The organism is Salibacterium qingdaonense, assembly GCF_900114715.1.
GTDB classification, from domain to species: domain Bacteria; phylum Bacillota; class Bacilli; order Bacillales; family Marinococcaceae; genus Salibacterium; species Salibacterium qingdaonense.
In genome coordinates, this window is sequence record NZ_FOTY01000002.1 from 14274 (window position 1) to 32437 (window position 18164).

Here is an 18164-nt window from a genome sequence, read left to right on the forward strand (position 1 = left end):
CCTCTGCTATCTTTTACAATGCGGCCATCCTGACAAAAAAGGGACTCTTGGAATCCGCCTGAGCGGCACAATCTCCAGGTATTTGTTCCAATGAACACGGTATAACCCAAATCAGCGCTGATTTGGGCCGCGATGCCGTGTTACCGGGTACTTACCATTTGAAAATGTCCGGTATTCTAAAAAAACACTTGTAATAAAGCAGAATGGTACGTAAAATATGAAAGGAAAACTTGTCTTTATAGACGAAATAAGTGTTTCTTCTGTTATAGACAGACTGACCAGTCGGTCTTTTTTAGATTTGGAAGCAATGGAGAGAAGGTGCTCAAATGTTTAAAAGAGTATTGATCGCAAATCGTGGAGAGATAGCAGTGCGTATTATACGGGCATGCAGGGAGCTTGGAATTGAAACTGTAGCCGTCCATTCGGATGCAGACCGCGAAGCTCTGCATGTTCTTATGGCCGATGAATCATACTGTATCGGGCCGAAGTCCTCTACGGAAAGCTATTTAAACAAAACCAATTTGATAGCCACAGCCCTGAAAACGGGGGCGGATGCAGTACATCCGGGATACGGCTTTTTGTCCGAGAACGCGGAATTCGCGGAGATTTGTGCCGACCACAACCTGACGTTTATCGGGCCGTCAGCAGAAGCCATCAGTAAGATGGGAGCGAAAGCCGTTGCCAGGGAAACGATGAAGCATGCAGGTGTTCCAGTTGTTCCTGGAACGGAAGGAATTATTGAAAATGAGCAGGAAGCCTTGAATACTGCAGAAGATATAGGCTATCCAGTCATAGTAAAAGCGACAGCCGGCGGCGGTGGAAAAGGCATGCGGACAGCCGGTGATGCCGAGGGCCTGCAGCAGGCTGTCCAGATGGCCCAGCAGGAAGCGGCTACTTCGTTTGGCAACCCATCCGTATATATGGAGAAATTTGTTGAAGAACCAAGGCACGTTGAAATTCAAATCATGGCAGACAGGCACGGCAACGTTATTCATTTAGGTGAAAGAGACTGTACCATCCAGCGGAGACACCAGAAGCTTGTCGAAGAAGCACCGTCTCCGGCCCTGGATGAAGAAACCCGCCAGGAGATGGGACGTGCTGCGGTGAATGCAGCCAAAGCCGTGGATTACTGCGGTGCAGGTACGGTTGAATTTCTGCTGGATAAACATAATCAGTTTTATTTCATGGAAATGAACACACGGATTCAGGTGGAACATCCGGTGACAGAAGAAGTGACCGGGGTTGATCTTGTGAAAGAACAGATACTGGCAGCTTCAGGGCGCCCCCTCAGTTACCAACAGGAAGATATCAGAATCGAAGGATGGGCACTTGAATGCAGAATAAACGCGGAAAATCCGAGCCGTAATTTTATGCCGTCGCCGGGAAGAATTGATACGTACCTGCCGCCGGGAGGCTTTGGAGTGAGAATAGACAGTGCGGTGTATACAGGCTACACCATTACACCTCATTACGATTCCATGGTAGCAAAGCTGATTGTAAAAGGTGCCACCAGGGAAGAAGCTGTCAGCAGAATGAAGAGGGCTTTATCAGAATTTGTAGTCGAAGGTGTTTATACTACAATTCCTTTCCACGCGGCATTAATGGATCATGATGTGTTCCGTAAAGGGGACTTCACAACAGCCTTCCTTGAAGAACACCAGGTGATGGAATCATCCTCCGACGAATAGAAAGCAGGTGATACGGTGCCGGTAACAACTACAAAACAACGGATAACGGATGCGGCCCTTCAGTTGTTTGAAGAGTCCGGATTTCATGCGGTGACTGTCGATAAGATAGTACAGAAAAGCGGAACATCCAAAGGCGGTTTTTATCATAACTTTAAATCAAAAGATGAACTGCTTTATACTATCCATGAATCTTTTATCACGTATATCATCGAAAAAGCCTATCAGGCGCATACAAGCTGGAATACTCCAGCGGAGAAGTTATATGAGACGGTTCATTCGTTTGTGCGTATGTTTGAAGTATACCAGGCCCATGTGACGGTCTTTTATCAGGAGAGTCTGTATTTATCTCCAGTTTATTTTGACAGTATAAAAAAGAAACGGGATCGTTACAAAGACATGATGTTTTCTGTCGTTGAAGATGGAAAAAACCAGGGGGATTTCCGACAGGAACTTCCCGTACCTATTACCTCTATGGCGATATTTGGTATGATAAACTGGACATATAAATGGTATAAATCCGATGGGGCGTATTCGGTACGGGAAATAGCTGATATTTATGCGGATTTAATTATGCAGGCGGTATTGACTGAAAAAGCCCGGAATAAACCGGAATACCAGCGCTTTTTTCTGGGGCATAAAGTAGGTTGAAAAATTTTATGAAATAGAGGACAAGGAGTGTAGTAAATGTTTACGATGGATGAAATTAAAGAGTTAATCCGGGCGGTGGATGAATCTTCTGTCGGCGAATTAAAAATTCAGGGAGAAACACAGGAAAAAATCACAATTAAAAAAGAAGGTGCTTCCGGCGCGGCCGTCCAGCCTGCACCTTCGGTACAGCCGGTACAACCGGTGCAGCAGGCAGCACCGGCCCCTGCTGTGGAACCTGAAGATAAAGACCACGGTGCCCCGCAGAAAAATGATAATTTGAAAGAGATTGTATCTCCTATGGTCGGCACGTTTTACCGTGCTCCTTCTCCCGAAGCAAGCATATATGTCAAAGAAGGAGACCAGGTCAAGGAAGATAGTGTTGTTTGTATCGTTGAGGCTATGAAGCTGATGAACGAACTTGAAGCGGAAATGTCCGGAGAAATTGTTGAAGTTCTAGTGGATGACGGAGAACTGGTGGAATACGGTCAGCCGTTGTTCCTTGTAGATCCAAAGTAAAGCATATAACAGGGGAAGCCCTGGAGCAGAAAAGAGACGGTTCCGTTTTTCCGTCTCTTTTCGTCATCATAAAAGGGGGAAGCGGCAATGAAGCGAGTACTGATCTGGTTTATGCACCCGGATCGAAACAGTTTTAATGGGACTGTACTGAAGACGCTGCAGCAGAGGTTGGAGCTGTGGGGTGTACAGACTCAGGTGCGCTGGATTCCGGAAATGGATATCTCCTTTCAGCTGACGAAAAACGAGTATCATGAATCCCTGAGCGGGAGATACCCGGAAGAGATACAATATGAACACTCCTGGATCAACTGGGCGGATGCTGTCCTTTTAATATTCCCCCTATGGTGGGGCGGTTTCCCTGCAGCAGGCAAAGGTTTTATGGACCGCGTGCTCTCTTATGGGTTTGCCTACACTATGGAGGGAGAAACCCCGGTGCCTAAAATGGAAGGGAAAAAGGTCGGGGCAGTATATACTACCGGTGCGCCGAAGGAAGATTTTTGTTCATCGCGGGAACGTCTTGAAGCACTGTGGGATGAACAGATTTTTGCTTTCTGCGGCTTTGAGACCCTCCCCTTTCTACACCTTGGCAATGTTGTCCAGACCGATGAAGCCGGGCGCGACAAACGTCTTGGAAACGTAGAGAAGTATGCAGAAGAGCTTATTTCCACTACACCGTAAATCTTCCGTTTTGAGGGTGCGGCGAAAGAAGTGATATGATAGATAACTGGATACGCTGTACGTTTTTATTGATTGAAAAAAGGATGAGATACAGATGATTTGGATGTTGGATACCTGGCTTTTTTACCTGCTGTTGTCCGTGCTGCTTCTTGGCATCACTTTTTCAGTGGGAATTGTACTGCACCGGTTGATTCAGAAGAAAGAAAAAAAGACGAAGATGATAGAACGCGCAGCTGCGGTCATTCTTGCTGCTGTGATGGCAGCTTTATATTTATACGCTTCCGAGTGGTTCACAGACAGAGCGGCTATGGGTGAACGTGTAGTAACAACTGATGGTATACAGGAAACACAGAGGGAACAAAGCGTGGTCATCCCCTTTGGATCGTATGCCGTTGTGGAGCGTCTTTACGATTTCGGCTATACACGGGACGAAGAACGCAGCGGCGAAACCATTCGTTATACATTCACCATTACTGATGCAGAAGTATTTCTCAAAGAGTATGAAAATTATATAGAAGGAAACGGTGTTTTCATCAATCGCGGGCGGATTGCTTTTGAGCAGCTTTATGAAGAAGAATGGCGGCCGCAACTGCCGCCTCGTTCGGAAGACAGCAGCACCGCTTTCCGCGGCGTAAAGGTAGAGCAAAGTGTGATTTCCCCTTAACTTCTACTGAACGCTCGTTCCTTCCTCCTGCGGCAATAAGCGGGAGGATTTTTAAATATATCGGAGCCTTCCCTGCTTTGATGATAAGGTCTTTGCATTAACGCTTTACTGTAGAAAAATTTCATATTTACAAGAATTGATCCATCTTATAAGATAAGTATAACTATAAGAAAAGCATACATATAAGAGGGGGAAAAGTACAGATGGTGATTCGTCATTGGGGAAAAGTATTATTGACAGGTCTGCTGTCCACTTCCGTATTGGCTGCCTGCGGGCAGGATGAAGGAAGTTCAGAAAATTCGGGGGAAGCAGAATCATCACAGGAAGAAGTTGTTCAGGTGGGAGCGACACAGATTGTGGAGCATCCTTCACTGGATGCAGCGTATAAAGGATTCAAACAGGGGCTTGAAGACAATGGCTATACAGAAGGCGAAAATATTGAATATGATATGCAGAATGCGCAGGACGATATGAGTAATGCTCAAACAATTGCCAATAATTTTATTTCAAGCGGAGTGGACCTTATTTTCGCCAATTCCACGCCGAGTGCGCAATCGGCTAAACAGGCCAGTTCTGAAACTCCTATCGTCTTCACTTCGGTAACAGATGCTGCAGAAGCTGGTCTCATAGAAAGCCCGGAATCCCCGGGAGAAATAATTACCGGGGTGATGGATCTTCACCCGGAAATGATTAACAAGACTGTGGATTTCATATCTGAAAACTTTCCACAAGCCAGTGTCGGCATGGTGTACAACGCCGGGGAACAGAATTCGGTGACGCAGGTGGAAGAAGTGAAGACCGCTATGGAAGGTACGGGGCTTGAAGCCGTAACACGCAGTGTTTCCTCCTCTGCAGAAGTACAGCAGGCAGCGCAGTCTCTTGCAGGTGAGGCTGATGTCATGTATATTGTGACCGATAACACGGTCGTTTCGGCGCTGGAATCTGTAGTGGGAGTTGCAAATGAGCAGGATATCCCTGTGGTGGTAAGTGAACCGGATTCCCTGGAACGCGGCGGTCTTGTCACCTACGGTATTGATTACGAGCAGATTGGGCACCGCGCGGGAGAAATGGCGGCCCGCATTCTGGACGGAGAAGCGTCCCCTTCTGATATTCCGGCGGAGTATCCCAAGGAAATGCAGCTGATGATCAACCGGGACGCGGCTTCGGAACAGGGAGTAGAGATAAAGGAAGCATGGAAAGAAGAAGCAGAATTTATTAATTAATGATAAATCTGGTCCGGTCTGTGTTTACAAAGTAACGGACCGGACATTTTCATGTATAATAAGAAATGAAGTATCAGAGTGTTCCGAGTACCGCGTTTCCCGCGGGCAATCTGAATTTTCTGGTGACCAAAGGAAAGGAGGGCGCATGCAGATATGTCGACCGCATTGTTCGGTTCTGTAGAAACCGGAATCATTTACGCATTAATGGCGCTTGGTGTTTACATATCGTTCCGGGTACTTGATTTTCCTGATCTCACAGTAGATGGAAGTTTTGTAACGGGATCTGCTATCGCCGCGGTGCTTATCACGAGCGGGCAGTCCCCGATTATTGCAACAGCAGCCGGGACGGCAGGGGGGTTTCTGGCGGGGTGCATTACCGGAATTCTCCATACGAAAGGAAAAATTAATCCTCTGTTATCAGGGATCTTAATGATGATTGCTTTATACTCCATCAATTTACGCATTATGGGGGGGCAGTCTAATGTGCCGCTCTTAAATGAACAAACAATATTCACTATGATAACAGAATTCTGGACAAGTCTTGGCATCAGTCAGCCGGTTAACCAGTCTCTGGCCGGAATTGGCATTATGGATCCTGCCATTATTTTCACGGCTTTGATACTGACATTCATCGTGAAGTTTATCACCGATTATTTTCTTAAAACAGAAGTCGGCATGGCCCTGCGCGCCACCGGTGACAATAAGTCTATGATTCGCAGCTTTTCCGCCAATACGGATGGACTGATTATCCTCGGTATCGGTCTTTCCAATGCACTGGTCGCTTTATCTGGTGCCCTTGTTGCACAGCAGGGAGGCTTTGCTGATGCCGGTATGGGAGTCGGCATGATCATTATCGGACTGGCGTCTGTTATTATCGGGGAAGCTTTGTTTGGAACGAAGTCCATAGCACGTACTACTTTCGCCGTCATTATCGGTGCTGTTATATACCGCATTGTTGTAACCATGGCTCTTTTGGCTGATTTTCTTGAGACAGGCGACATGAAACTCATTACAGCGGTGATTGTTATCGGCGCGCTGATCACACCTAAGCTTATTGAATCACGCAGGGAAAAGAAAAGGCGGCTCCGGAAGAAAGCAGAGCTTTCCAGAGCAGCACCGGCGGAAGAAAGGAGCGGGCAGAATGCTTCGACTTGAACAGGTATCCCTGACATTTAACGAAGGAACGATGGATGAGAAAAAAGCCCTTCAAAACGCCAATATTGAACTGAAAAGCGGTGAATTTCTGACAGTTATCGGCAGTAACGGGGCAGGGAAATCAACGCTGATGAATGTGATTTCCGGGTCGGTCATTCCAGATACAGGAAACATTTTCATTAATGGACAGGCTGTTACTCCTATGCAGGAATATAAGCGGTCACAGATGATCGGCCGGGTTTTTCAAAACCCATCGGCCGGAACCGCTCCTTCCATGACGATTGAAGAAAATTTATCTATGGCATGGTCCCGCAACAAAAAACGCACCTTGAAGCCGGGTGTTAATAAAAAGAAAAAAGAAGTATTCCAGGAACATTTGAAAACATTGAATCTGGGACTGGAAGACCGCATGACGGCACAGGTGGGACTTCTTTCCGGCGGAGAACGCCAGGCATTATCGTTGTTAATGGCAACATTTACAGAACCTGACATATTAATGCTGGATGAACATACCGCCGCGCTCGATCCCTCGCGAGCGGAGCTGATTACCGGCATTACCGCAGATGTAGTGGAGAAGTTCCAGCTTACGACACTTATGGTAACACATAACATGCAGCAGGCTCTGGATCTTGGAACACGCCTGATTATGATGGATCAGGGCCAGATTATTCTGGATGTGGCAGGAGAGGAGAAACAGAATCTGACTGTCGAAAAGCTGCTCGAAGAATTTCAACGTCTCCGTGGTGAAAAAATGGCGAATGATAAAGCAGTGCTGGGCTGATAAGACACATTCGAAACAGGAGGAGAATATATGAAAACAGCTACCGTTAAGATAAAAGAAAAAGAGACCCCGGCTGTCATAACAGAAGATGAACAAGTAGTGGATATAACGGCTGCTGCTATGAAAAACGGTTCGGCTTATCAGGTTCCGGCCTCCATGATTCAGGCAGCCGCAGACGGAGAAAAGTTTTGGAAAGAAGCAAAGAACCTCGCAGAATGGGTTCTCGATAACAACCACAGCGACTGTGTTTATCCGCTCGAAGATGTCATTTTGTGCGCACCGGTCCCTGTCCCTCAAAAAAACATCATGTGTGCCGGCAAGAATTATAAAGACCATGCTGTAGAAATGGGAAGTGAAGCGGACATACCGGATGATCCAATAATATTTACTAAAGCACCCACCACTGTCATAGGACCTGGAGAGGGAATAGACACGCATCCAGTTGTCACAAATGAAGTGGACTATGAAGGAGAAATAGCAGTCATCATTGGAAAAGGTGGAACAGGCATCCCCAAGGAGCAGGCTGCTGACCATATTTTCGGGTATACACTCGTCAATGATGTGACCGCAAGAGATCTCCAGCATAAACACAGTCAGTTTTTTCTCAGTAAAAGTATGGACACCTTCTGTCCTATGGGTCCATGGATTGTGGAGCCGGCAGAACTGGAGAGAAAAGATACGTTTCTGGAAACATATGTTAACGGAGAGCGCTGGCAGCGGGCAGCGATGTCCCAAATGATTTTTTCGGTTACCGACCTTATTGCAATTATTTCCCGGGCAATGACGCTTCAGCCGGGTGATATTATTGCCACCGGCACGCCTGCTGGAGTCGGAAAAGCATTTGATCCGCCTCGTCTTCTTCAGCCTGGAGATGAAGTGGTGGTCACTGCCCAAGGATTGGGACGGCTGACAAACCGGGTGAAACCATCATTATGATACAGGGAGAACGAAAGGGAGCTCCCATTCCAACGGTTCCGTTCTGGACCGACCTGCCGTGATGGAGAATCGGTCCGCCGGTTGAAAGGCGAACTCCAAAGACCCTTCGTACGTTCCATTATTGTTCACGACAGTGTTTGTGAAAGCCGGGTAAATTTTTTCTCCTTCTACGTTCATGGACCAATCCAGTTTTCCGTCGGATATATGATCTTCAGCCTGAAAGTTCAACGTTTTCCCGTTTCTTTCCATGTTTGTTATTGTCAGTTCTTCTCTCGTAAGAGGAAAAGAATCAGCAGTGACATTTTGAAAGAGTACTTCCTCTGCATTGTTATCAATGACCATGAGAAGCGGGGCTGTGAGATGACGGCTCTCTTCATGAAGGGGACCGGAAAATGACTGTTCAACCTTCACGATATGGCTTTGCTGCTGTTTTTGGCTGTAATGCGGGTCTCCGGTCGTCTGGTAGCTGTTTCCCTGATCATCTGACAACCGCTCGGGAAAACGTAACGTCACATCGGAAGAATCGATTTGTCTTGTTTCATCTTCTGCAGCAATCGAAAAAGAGAGGGAAAAGTTCGAGCCGTCGTTTTCGGTTCGAATTGTACTTTCATATGCTACGGTGTACAATTCATTGGAAAACGTTGACACCTCTTCGGTAGATGAGGTGTCAGCATTGCTGCAGGCTTCAAGAAGTATAACAGCGGGAAGAAAAACGGCCAGAAACCGCTTCATAACGTAACACCCTTTTATTTATAATATGACAGGGACAGTTTAACATATTTACGCGGTTTTCGGGATGCAGCAGCAGACGGACCTGATGGTATAATAGGCTATAAACAATACAAAACGCTTCCGGTTATCCAAAAAAGGGCAGCCGGAAGCGTTTCTTCAGAAATCTAATAAAATGTTTTATCTGGAAGCGACCCGGGATCGTTTGTTTGGTTTCTGCGGAATATCGGGCATGTCATTGACCGATACAACGTCTTCCGCTTTTTTCTCCGGCTGCTCCCAGTATTGTTCATTGCCGGGAAGGTCATCAAACCAGGAAGCATCATCCGGACAGTCGAGCACCATAAATTTGCCGTACTGACCATCCCTGGATTGGTGATATTTCAAATATGCTTTACCATGCTCAACCGCCAGTATTTCAATTTTTCCGGAAGTATGACTCATGGACAAACGTATACGTTTCCCAAGGCCGCTCGTTCTTGCTTTGGCTTCTTCCACCGCCTCGTAGGCTTCTTTGAGGGTGAGTACGAAATCATTGTTACCGGCAACGGGACGATTAATAAAGAAATAGTACGGAGTGACACCGGCCCAGGATAATGTATCAAGCAGTTCGGTCAGATCATCGGGATGATCATTGATTCCTTTCAGCACCGGGGTCTGGTTTACAATAACAGCACCAGCGTCATGGAGTGCCTGAAACCCCTTTTTTGCTTCTTCGGTTATTTCACGCGGATGGTTCACGTGGGCCATGATATAAATGCGGTGATCCGGTGTAGAATATTCACGAATCAGCTTCAACAGTTCTTCATCTTCGTAAAAGCGCATTGGATTGAAGACAGGAAGTTTGGAGCCGATCCGGATAATTTTCACGTGTGGTATACGGCGGAGTTCTTCAATAATATAACGCAGTTTTTTGGTTGCAAGTATAAGAGGGTCTCCGCCTGTGAGGAGCACGTTATTGATTTCAGGGTGTTCTCTAATGTATTCAAGTCCTGGATCGACATCAATCATTGCTTCTTTAACATCATTACGGAAAAGTCGTTTTCGGAAACAATAACGGCAGTAAGCCCCGCAGACTTCTGAACAGATGAGAAGAGCTGTGGTTTCGTATTTATGCTGACATCCTGGTACGACATAATTAGTATCTTCATCCGATGCATCCCACCGCCCGTATTCTTCAAGCTCTCCTTCATTAGGTATCACGAGGTTCTTAATAGGGTCATTCGGATCTTCCCAGTTAATCAGGTTTAGATAGTACTCATTCACCCGGAATACAAACTTTTCTGTTATTTTTTTCAGGCGTTCTCTTTCTTCTTCCGGAATCTGCTCAATCTGATCAATCTTCGTCAAGTACTTGGGCTGTGCCATGTTTCGTATCATCACCTTTCTTTTGAGAATCCACAAACGTAAAATGTACTGGCATAAACAGTAAAAGTATAACAATTATTGTTCATAATAGTCAAAAAATAAACAGGAAACATTCCAGTAATCTTTTGCATCAAAAGCCGGCCTGATAAAAAAATGTGAGCAGTGAAAAAAAGCCTTTCGAAATAGTATCGAAAGGCTTTTTTCAAGGTCTGACAGCGGGGCGGGAAAATATCAGCGGATACGTGCTTCTGATTCCGGATCGAAGAAGTGCACTTTATTCATGTCAAAGGCCATTTCGACCGTGGTGTCCGCTTCAATTTCCGAACGGGAGTCAACTCTCGCTATCAGCTGTTGTCCTCCGATTGTGCTGTAAAGAATAATTTCAGCGCCGTTCATCTCCGCTACCTCAATCGGAAGGGACACTTTCGACTCTGGTGATGATTCGAGAAATAATGGCTCGTCGTGGATATCTTCCGGACGCATTCCCATGAGAAGCGATTTGTTTTCAAACCCTTGATCGCGGAGTATTTTCATTTTTCCTTCCGGAACACCGATGGATATATTGTTCCCGATATTAAAGTAATTTCCTTCGAGTTTTCCTTCGAGAAAGTTCATAGCCGGGGAACCGATGAAACCGCCGACAAAAATGTTTTCCGGGCTTTCATATACTTCCTTTGGACTTCCTACCTGCTGGATAATGCCGTCTTTTAAAATGACAATACGGGTTGCCATCGTCATAGCTTCAGTCTGGTCGTGGGTAACGTATATTGTAGTAGAATCCAGGCGTTTATGGAGCTTAATGATTTCTGCACGCATCTGCACACGCAGCTTGGCGTCCAGGTTGGACAGAGGCTCATCCATGAGGAAGACCTTTGGATCACGGACGATTGCGCGGCCAAGAGCAACACGCTGACGCTGACCACCGGACAGTGCTTTTGGTTTCCGGTCCAGATATTCTTCAAGTCCTAGAATGGATGCAGCATTATCGACTCGTTCTTTTATGTCTTCTTTTTTGAATTTTCGCAGTTTCAGGCCGAACCCCATATTGTCATATACGTTCATATGGGGATACAATGCATAGTTCTGAAACACCATTGCAATGTCCCGGTCTTTTGGTGGAATTTCATTCATTCGCTTGTCATCAATCAGCAGGTCTCCTTCTGTAATATCCTCGAGTCCTGCAATCATCCGCAGAGTGGTTGACTTTCCGCACCCGGAAGGGCCGACAAACACGATGAATTCCTTATCTTCCACTTTGAGATTAAAATCATCAACCGCTGCTTCTCCGCCATCATATACTTTCTTGATCTGGTTCATTGCAATTTCCGCCATCTTTTCCCCGCTCCTTTTTGTTGTTATTTTAATGGATTAATTCGTAGTATAGCGTAACAGGAAGCGTTTTCATATAGAATAGTTGACCAAAATGAAAGCGGTATCTTTTGTGCATCGTGCATAAACTCTGTGTTACCGCCTATTTTTCAAGTTTTCTAATCAGCACATATAAGGCAGCAGCGTTGGCAAACTTTTTCATGTCGATGCCGATTCTCTCAAAAATTTTATCGAGTCTGTACTGCAGAGTGTTCCGGTGCATGTGAAGTTCCTTTGCCGTAAGGCTCCGGTTTAAGTTGCAAAGGAAGAAGTGATACAGAGTTTCAACCAGTTCTGACTCCTTTTCAAGTCCGGCGAATGCATAGTGATAGAGTTCTCTCTGTTCATGCTCTTCCAGAAGCAAAAGGACAAAAGGAAGCATGTCATACTCCTGAAAGGTTCGTTCTTTTGGAAAAAGGGAACGTGAAAGCCGGAAAAGCCTTTTTTCTTGTGCAAAAATCTTTTTTATATCTTCTTCCGCGTGAACGCGCCTGCCTGCATAAATAAATACGTCCAGCAGTAAATCCGCAGCGAGGATACCGGCAAGCTCACCGGCATCAAATAAGGAGGTGTCTTCGGATGAATGCTCAGGCACGAGTACAAGAAGAAATTCCCTGGTGATGAAAACAGTCCGGACATGTTCATTGAAATAATACTGAATGGTTTCTCCAAGGTCGGACTGATTTTCATAAAGTTTTCGTCCTTCAAGATAGTACAACCGGAACGAAGCATACTGAGACAGCGAATCCGGCCGTTCGCCGCCGTCTGCAAAGTAGGTGAACCATTCACGATTTCCGCTTTGAAACGGAGCTTCTTTGTTCTGAAGGTCAAAAGAAAGCAAAAGCAGCTGTTGATCCCTTTCACTCAATTCCCTGGTTTTAATCGCAAAGGCTTCGGGAAAACGGCTGGAGTGAAAAATAGTGTGATATTCGCGCTCGGAGGCGGTGAGCTCTTTTTCATACACGGCGGAGGGAAAAAGACGTTTCAATGTGTTCAGCATGACAGGACGATCCTTTCTTCATCATTGTTACATTCATGCTACTAAGAATCGACGAATTTATCCATAGAAAAGCGTAAACATACCCATATGTGCAAGTAAATATATGGTACAATGGAACAATAAAATCATTAAGTAATGTGGTGATGGCATGCCGGAGGGAAAATATTTTCGACTCGGCTACGGGTTGATTATTGTATTATTGATTGTATATCTTGCAACATTGGTGGATTTCATATTCCAGCCCCTGGTTGTTCTGTTTTCCACCTTGTTTGGTCCTATCGTGATTGCAGGGGTGCTGTTTTATCTGTTTCGGCCGGTGGTGAACATCCTTTCCTGGAAACTGCCGAAAAGCCTGGCCATTCTTCTGCTGTATATTATTATTATTGGACTGCTGGTGCTGCTTGTCTTCGCGGTGGGACCGTCGCTTCAGAACCAGTTCAATAATCTCGTGAAGAATGCACCTTCTCTTATGAATGAAGCACAACGGATGATTGTTAATCTGCAGAATCAGGAATGGTTCAACAACTTTATCGCTGAAATGGATTTTTCGTGGCGGGAAGTAACGACACGGGCAGGTGAATATGCCAATCAACTGTTTTCAGATATTGGGAGTAATATTGCAAATGTAGTAGGAATGATCACAAATGCTGTTATTATCATTCTCATTCTGCCGTTCATTTTGTACTACATGCTCAAAGAAGGAAAAAAAGCACCAAATTTCATTCTGAGGCTTCTGCCTGCTAAACAGGAAAAAGAAGGACGCCGTATTCTTGGAGACATGGATGAAGCGTTAAGCTCCTACATCCAGGGACAGATTATCGTCAGCTTTTTTGTAGGTATCTGTGTGTTTATCGGATATGTGATCATCGGACTCGATTATCCGCTTGTACTGGCTGCGGCAGCGATGTTTTTTAATATTATTCCATTTTTGGGTCCGTGGATCGGAACTCTTCCAGGCGTCATCGTTGGACTGCTCACCTCCCCTTTTATGGCACTGCTTGTCATTATCGTGGTTGTCATTGTGCAGCAGATTGAGAGTAACCTCATTTCTCCGCAGGTTATGGGGCGTAAACTTGATATCCACCCTTTAACTATTATCCTGCTGCTTCTGGTTGCTTCCAATTTCGCCGGTATTGTCGGACTTCTTCTGGCAGTTCCGGCCTATGCGGTCGGCAAAGTAGTTGTCAGTCACACGTACAGATTGTTAAAGTTAAGGAACAAACCGCCGGAAGATACAACGTAACGGAAAGGTTTTTTAAGAGAAAGGAGATAAACATGGGATACGAATTGGACGGTATTGAACAGCTGGAAAAAGAAGAAGTGAAAAGTATCAGCGGAAAAAATGAAAAAAATCCGATTGTCATTGATGTACGGGAACCTTCGGAATACGTCGAAGGTCATATTCCGGGAGTGCCGCTGCTTCCCATGAATCAGGTTCCGGAAGTCGTTGACCAGCTTGATAAAGACAGAGAGTATCTTCTCGTCTGCCGCAGCGGCGGGCGGAGCCAGCATACAGCTCTTTATTTTAAGGATAACGGCATCGAGAATGTAAAGAATTTCGCCGGTGGAATGCTCGCATGGGATGAAGAAATGAATACCGGCATGGAAAACCCGGTGCAGGATGATATAGGCAGATTGTATAAGTAGAAAAAAAGGCTCTATGCGGGCCTTTTTTTTCTAAAAGAAACATAAATACAAAGGGACGGGGGAGAATGGCACGTGAACATTAGAATAGTGTTGGGATGTTTGATGACACTTGGCCTTTTGTTTTCTGCAGTGGAGGCGGATGCCCGCACTCTGTTTCAGACAGACACAGGGCATAGAGGAGATAATGAGCAGAAGCAGCTGGAAGAAGAAACGGAAGAAAACAGACTGGAGCATGATTTGTACATAGACGGGCAGCTCCAGACGCACACCGGAGGTCCGGTCTTTCAATCAGGTATACTGTATGTTCCTATACAAGCGGCAGTACAGGTGATGAATGATAAGGAAGATATAGACCGTAGTGTGCCGTATGAAGGAGAATCATCAATTGATTTCCTGAAAGAGCAGGACTATATTGAAGAGGTGGATAATCAGGACGTGGTGAGAGTTTCCAACCTGCAAAAACTGGATATCCGGGCCGAATGGATAGATAATCCCGGGCGTCTGCATCTTGAAACCGCGGACCTCTTGACGGCAGGGGATATGCGTATTGGTGATTCAATGGAAGAAGTGGATAACACTCTGGATATCAACTGGAATACCGGGTTTGGAAAACCTTCAGACTACATCGGTTTTCACGGGAACATGCATGAATTTACTTACACGAATCGTTACGGAGAAGAACGCTCCGGCGAAGTACCTGATATGCAGCTGGAAATCATAGACGATGAGTTGACATACATGATTTTTTCGTCCACTGATTTTGAGACTGCAAAGGGAGCAGCGGTTGGGGATACACTGTTTGATGTCCGGCGCCTTCACGGTTCTGAATATATCGAACAGAAGATCGATGGCAAGACGGTGCACATTTATCACGTCAATGACGGCAGTTTATGGTTCATTGCCAATGAGGAAGAGGAAGTGGAGAGAATCGGTATATGGGGTTTTCAGCTCGAAGGGTATGAAAGATAAACAGAGGTTTAGTGTGAAGCAAACGGGGAAAAAGAGTAAGAGCGGAAATTGAACATTCATTCAGGCACAAAACGGAGGTGTAAACATGAAAAAACGAAGTTTGCTTATACCCTCAGTAGTAGCAGGCGCTGTTGGAACCGCCACTTATTTCTTGACTGATGAGAAAAAAAGAGAAAAAGTGAAGGATGTGTCAAAACATACTGTTGCGAAATGGACAGGGAAAACAAAAGAAGATGAAGACCAGGAACTAAACGAAAAAGTCGGGCACTCGGGACCTTATGATTTCGAAGACAATGAAATGGTATCAGAAGGTGCCATGCACTCTGTGCATCATTTCGATAAAGCGGAAGAAAAAGGGGAAGAGCCGGTTCGAACAACGATAAAGGATAACAAATAGAACCAGATTGTTACTGCTGTGCCGGAATGAAAGACGGTACAGCAGTTTTTACATAACAAAACGGCAGGGCCGGTCCTGCCCCCAAAAACCCGGGTGGGAAGAAAAGAGAATGGTTTTTCCTTTTAACCCTGTAAGGTTTAAAGTACAATGGAACGGGATAGGTTGTTTCAAAACAATAATCAAACATAATACGAGCCGATGGTACAGGATTTAAAATCGAATCTTATGATACAGGAATACATATTGAGCATTACGTTTTGATTAAAGAATCCGGCAGGAACAACGACAGCATATCAAACCGGTGAAGCGTGCTGTCCTTAAATCAAACTATCTTTGACCGTCCGGGCGGTTCAACATATTCAGCAGCAAGCTGTAAGGTGGTGGATATTCCATGATTACAAGAAATTCAACAATACTGAAAGAATTGCAGAAAGTTATAATCATCGTTATTTCCACCTTGGTGATGGCCGTCGGATTGAACACATTTTTGATACCCGCCGATGTCTTTTCAAACGGTGCTACAGGGGTTGCACAGTTGCTTGCTGCCCTTTTTCCACTTTCCACCGGTGCGTTTTTGCTGCTTGTCAATATTCCAATCGCACTCTTAGGCTGGTACAAGGTAGGGAAACTGTTTACTTTTTACAGTTTCCTGCACGTTGCACTGACCACGTTCTTTCTTGAAATCGTGCCTGTAAATGCCCCGTCGGAAGACATCCTTCTAAACGCTGTGTTCGGTGGTGTCATTACGGCAATGGGGGCGGCTTTCCCATTGAAATGGGGGGCTTCTGCCGGAGGACTGGACATTGTAGCGCTTGTGCTTGCGCGATTCAGTGACCGGCCGGTTGGAACCTATTTCTTTATGTTGAACGGTATCATTGTGCTCGCGGCCGGTCTATTATTTAACTGGGAAAGTGCGCTTTACACCCTGCTGGCTGTATATGTCAGTTCCCGTGTGATTGACACCATTCATACGCGCCACGTAAAAGTCACAGCTATGATTGTGACAAAGCAGCCGGATGTTCTGCGCGAAGCGATTCATCAGCATATCACCCGCGGGATTACAAGAATCCCTGCTAAAGGCGGCTATGATTACAGTGAAAAAGAAGTGTTGATGATTGTTATTACAAGGTATGAGCTCTTTGCTTTGCGGGAGGTCATTGAAGAAGTGGATCCAAGTGCTTTCACTAATATTGTTACGACAACCGAAATCTTTGGCATGTTCCGTAAAGATAATTAAAATAAACTTCCCTGAAATAAAGGGGTGAGAATGGTAAGAACAGCGATGGAGCCAAGTACAACCACAATTAACCCACCTCCGGTAAGTGAAATCAGAAAGGCTGCGGCAATACCGGTGATTCCAAACAATGGATTGTCGTGAATGAAGACTGCTCCCGGGAAAATAAGAGCTCCTAGTGCAGCATACGGCACATTTTTTAGAATCCCTTCTATTTTCGGAGGGATTTTTTCAGTACGAAAAAAAACAAACGGAAGCATTCTTGGAATGTAGGTTACCAGGGCCATGCCAACAATGATAATGATTATTTCCCGGGACATTTAAAACTCCTCCTTTGCATCCTGATGCGTTTTGATTTGATGCGGCGCAGCCCACTCTATAAGTACTGCGGACAAAGTAACGGAAAGAATCAGTGCCCAGCCTTCGGCCAACCATAACGAAAAGAGACTGTTCATTACCGCAGCGGAGCAGGCTAGAAAAATCACTTTTCGGTGCTTTTTCAAGGAAGGAGTGAGTAGTGCGATAAATAGAGCGTACAGTGCAAATGTCAGGCTCTGTTGTAAAATGGAAGGAAGCAGATCGCCGATACCATGCCCCGCTGCTGAAAAGCCGGCCCAGCTTAAGTAAGAAATCAAAAAAACACCATATACGTAAGCGGAGCTGATTGTCCCTTCTTTCATGGAAGTGACAGCAAAGACTTCATCCGTAATACCAAAGGCGTAACCCGCTTTTTTAAACGGGTGGTCCGGGAGTACCTTTTCATTTAAAGAAGCACTCATAAGTAAATGCCGGATATTGACGATGAAGGTCGTGAAAATGATTTCAAACGCCCCGGTACCTGCTGCAAGCAGGCTGAGAGCCATGTACTGGGCGGCACCAGCAAACACGAGCATGCTCATAAGCAGTGTTTCCAGGGTTGTTAATGGAACGGTCTGGGCAATGAATCCAAAAGTTATGGCAGCCGGGACATAGCCAAGTGCAATGGAAGATCCGTCTTTTAAACCGTATATAAATGGGTGGAATGACCCGGTTACAGATAATTCTTTCAACAGAGGCATCCTTTCTAACATGTGAAACTTCTGTTTCACAGTGTGCAAGCAGGGTAGCGTTCACGAATGTATTATAGTATGATAATTGTATGTTATAACATACAATACGTCAAG

20 protein-coding genes are annotated in these 18164 nt (G+C 45.4%); 14 read left to right on the forward strand and 6 right to left on the reverse strand.

The genetic code is table 11. The features are described from left to right. The first annotated feature begins 326 nt into the window (after window positions 1-326). The 9 genes from accC (at window position 327) to BM058_RS01700 (ending at window position 8289) form a co-directional block, all read left to right on the forward strand. Window positions 327-1688, forward strand: coding sequence for an acetyl-CoA carboxylase biotin carboxylase subunit (gene accC, locus BM058_RS01660; RefSeq protein WP_090925305.1), 1362 nt, complete (start codon window positions 327-329; stop codon window positions 1686-1688). 15 nt (window positions 1689-1703) lie between these two features. Then, entirely contained in the window at window positions 1704-2336 is a 633-nt protein-coding gene (locus BM058_RS01665; protein WP_090925306.1) for a TetR/AcrR family transcriptional regulator, read from the forward strand. Between the two features lie 36 nt (window positions 2337-2372). Beyond that, entirely contained in the window at window positions 2373-2852 is a 480-nt protein-coding gene (accB, locus tag BM058_RS01670; protein WP_090925307.1) for an acetyl-CoA carboxylase biotin carboxyl carrier protein, read from the forward strand. A gap of 87 nt (window positions 2853-2939) precedes the next feature. Next, entirely contained in the window at window positions 2940-3530 is a 591-nt protein-coding gene (locus BM058_RS01675; protein ID WP_090925308.1) for an NAD(P)H-dependent oxidoreductase, read from the forward strand. Window positions 3531-3624: 94 nt separating this feature from the next. Beyond that, window positions 3625-4194, forward strand: coding sequence for a hypothetical protein (locus tag BM058_RS01680; RefSeq protein ID WP_090925309.1), 570 nt, complete (start codon window positions 3625-3627; stop codon window positions 4192-4194). Between the two features lie 203 nt (window positions 4195-4397). Further along, window positions 4398-5417 carry an ABC transporter substrate-binding protein gene (locus tag BM058_RS01685; RefSeq protein ID WP_090925310.1) on the forward strand — a complete coding sequence of 340 codons (1020 nt, stop codon included), beginning with the start codon at window positions 4398-4400 and terminating at the stop codon, window positions 5415-5417. A gap of 153 nt (window positions 5418-5570) precedes the next feature. After that, entirely contained in the window at window positions 5571-6572 is a 1002-nt protein-coding gene (locus BM058_RS01690) for an ABC transporter permease (protein WP_090925311.1), read from the forward strand. Next, window positions 6559-7353: an ABC transporter ATP-binding protein gene (locus BM058_RS01695; RefSeq protein WP_090925312.1), complete on the forward strand. Its 795-nt coding sequence runs from the start codon at window positions 6559-6561 to the stop codon at window positions 7351-7353. Before BM058_RS01690 ends, BM058_RS01695 begins: the two co-directional genes overlap by 14 nt. A gap of 30 nt (window positions 7354-7383) precedes the next feature. Then, a complete protein-coding gene (locus BM058_RS01700) occupies window positions 7384-8289 on the forward strand; it encodes a fumarylacetoacetate hydrolase family protein (protein ID WP_090925313.1) in 906 nt (301 codons plus the stop codon). On the opposite strand, the gene BM058_RS01705 is transcribed toward BM058_RS01700, so the two are convergent. The 4 genes from BM058_RS01705 to BM058_RS01720 form a co-directional block, all read right to left on the reverse strand. Further along, window positions 8284-9021, reverse strand: coding sequence for a hypothetical protein (locus BM058_RS01705; protein ID WP_090925314.1), 738 nt, complete (start codon window positions 9019-9021; stop codon window positions 8284-8286). The genes BM058_RS01700 and BM058_RS01705 overlap by 6 nt on opposite strands. 177 nt (window positions 9022-9198) lie before the next feature. Then, the gene (locus tag BM058_RS01710) at window positions 9199-10386 is read right to left on the reverse strand and encodes a KamA family radical SAM protein (protein ID WP_090925315.1); all 1188 of its coding nucleotides are present in this window, start codon (window positions 10384-10386) and stop codon (window positions 9199-9201) included. A 231-nt stretch (window positions 10387-10617) separates the two neighbouring features. Next, on the reverse strand, window positions 10618-11718 hold the full coding sequence (locus BM058_RS01715; protein WP_090925316.1) for an ABC transporter ATP-binding protein: 1101 nt from the start codon (window positions 11716-11718) through the stop codon (window positions 10618-10620). 139 nt (window positions 11719-11857) lie between these two features. Beyond that, window positions 11858-12754, reverse strand: coding sequence for a PucR family transcriptional regulator (locus BM058_RS01720; protein ID WP_090925317.1), 897 nt, complete (start codon window positions 12752-12754; stop codon window positions 11858-11860). A 148-nt stretch (window positions 12755-12902) separates the two neighbouring features. On the opposite strand from BM058_RS01720, the gene BM058_RS01725 reads away from it, so the two are divergent. The 5 genes from BM058_RS01725 to BM058_RS01745 all read left to right on the forward strand — a co-directional run bounded on the left by BM058_RS01725 (window position 12903) and on the right by BM058_RS01745 (window position 17004). Next, complete coding sequence (locus tag BM058_RS01725) at window positions 12903-13997, forward strand: AI-2E family transporter (protein ID WP_090925318.1); 1095 nt, start codon at window positions 12903-12905, stop codon at window positions 13995-13997. Between the two features lie 32 nt (window positions 13998-14029). Beyond that, window positions 14030-14401, forward strand: a complete 372-nt coding sequence (locus BM058_RS01730; protein WP_090925319.1) for a rhodanese-like domain-containing protein — start codon at window positions 14030-14032, stop codon at window positions 14399-14401. A gap of 72 nt (window positions 14402-14473) precedes the next feature. Next, window positions 14474-15370 carry a hypothetical protein gene (locus BM058_RS01735; RefSeq protein ID WP_143082961.1) on the forward strand — a complete coding sequence of 299 codons (897 nt, stop codon included), beginning with the start codon at window positions 14474-14476 and terminating at the stop codon, window positions 15368-15370. Window positions 15371-15455: 85 nt separating this feature from the next. Next, on the forward strand, window positions 15456-15767 hold the full coding sequence (locus tag BM058_RS01740) for a hypothetical protein (RefSeq protein WP_090925321.1): 312 nt from the start codon (window positions 15456-15458) through the stop codon (window positions 15765-15767). 391 nt (window positions 15768-16158) lie between these two features. Further along, window positions 16159-17004: a YitT family protein gene (locus BM058_RS01745; protein ID WP_090925322.1), complete on the forward strand. Its 846-nt coding sequence runs from the start codon at window positions 16159-16161 to the stop codon at window positions 17002-17004. On the opposite strand, the gene BM058_RS01750 is transcribed toward BM058_RS01745, so the two are convergent. Next, window positions 17001-17321, reverse strand: coding sequence for an AzlD domain-containing protein (locus BM058_RS01750; protein WP_090925323.1), 321 nt, complete (start codon window positions 17319-17321; stop codon window positions 17001-17003). The genes BM058_RS01745 and BM058_RS01750 overlap by 4 nt on opposite strands. Beyond that, entirely contained in the window at window positions 17322-18050 is a 729-nt protein-coding gene (locus BM058_RS01755; protein WP_407690156.1) for an AzlC family ABC transporter permease, read from the reverse strand. Window positions 18051-18164 lie beyond the last annotated feature (114 nt).

Excerpts from the sequence above, each read along its gene's own strand:
- accC (WP_090925305.1), top strand. The coding sequence starts at position 327 with ATGTTTAAAAGAGTATTGATCGCAAATCGTGGAGAGATAGCAGTGCGT.
- accB (WP_090925307.1), top strand. The coding sequence starts at position 2,373 with ATGTTTACGATGGATGAAATTAAAGAGTTAATCCGGGCGGTGGATGAA.
- BM058_RS01675 (WP_090925308.1), top strand. The coding sequence starts at position 2,940 with ATGAAGCGAGTACTGATCTGGTTTATGCACCCGGATCGAAACAGTTTT.
- BM058_RS01680 (WP_090925309.1), top strand. The coding sequence starts at position 3,625 with ATGATTTGGATGTTGGATACCTGGCTTTTTTACCTGCTGTTGTCCGTG.
- BM058_RS01685 (WP_090925310.1), top strand. The coding sequence starts at position 4,398 with ATGGTGATTCGTCATTGGGGAAAAGTATTATTGACAGGTCTGCTGTCC.
- BM058_RS01690 (WP_090925311.1), top strand. The coding sequence starts at position 5,571 with ATGTCGACCGCATTGTTCGGTTCTGTAGAAACCGGAATCATTTACGCA.
- BM058_RS01695 (WP_090925312.1), top strand. The coding sequence starts at position 6,559 with ATGCTTCGACTTGAACAGGTATCCCTGACATTTAACGAAGGAACGATG.
- BM058_RS01700 (WP_090925313.1), top strand. The coding sequence starts at position 7,384 with ATGAAAACAGCTACCGTTAAGATAAAAGAAAAAGAGACCCCGGCTGTC.
- BM058_RS01705 (WP_090925314.1), bottom strand. The coding sequence starts at position 9,021 with ATGAAGCGGTTTCTGGCCGTTTTTCTTCCCGCTGTTATACTTCTTGAA.
- BM058_RS01710 (WP_090925315.1), bottom strand. The coding sequence starts at position 10,386 with ATGGCACAGCCCAAGTACTTGACGAAGATTGATCAGATTGAGCAGATT.
- BM058_RS01715 (WP_090925316.1), bottom strand. The coding sequence starts at position 11,718 with ATGGCGGAAATTGCAATGAACCAGATCAAGAAAGTATATGATGGCGGA.
- BM058_RS01720 (WP_090925317.1), bottom strand. The coding sequence starts at position 12,754 with ATGCTGAACACATTGAAACGTCTTTTTCCCTCCGCCGTGTATGAAAAA.
- BM058_RS01725 (WP_090925318.1), top strand. The coding sequence starts at position 12,903 with ATGCCGGAGGGAAAATATTTTCGACTCGGCTACGGGTTGATTATTGTA.
- BM058_RS01730 (WP_090925319.1), top strand. The coding sequence starts at position 14,030 with ATGGGATACGAATTGGACGGTATTGAACAGCTGGAAAAAGAAGAAGTG.
- BM058_RS01740 (WP_090925321.1), top strand. The coding sequence starts at position 15,456 with ATGAAAAAACGAAGTTTGCTTATACCCTCAGTAGTAGCAGGCGCTGTT.
- BM058_RS01745 (WP_090925322.1), top strand. The coding sequence starts at position 16,159 with ATGATTACAAGAAATTCAACAATACTGAAAGAATTGCAGAAAGTTATA.
- BM058_RS01750 (WP_090925323.1), bottom strand. The coding sequence starts at position 17,321 with ATGTCCCGGGAAATAATCATTATCATTGTTGGCATGGCCCTGGTAACC.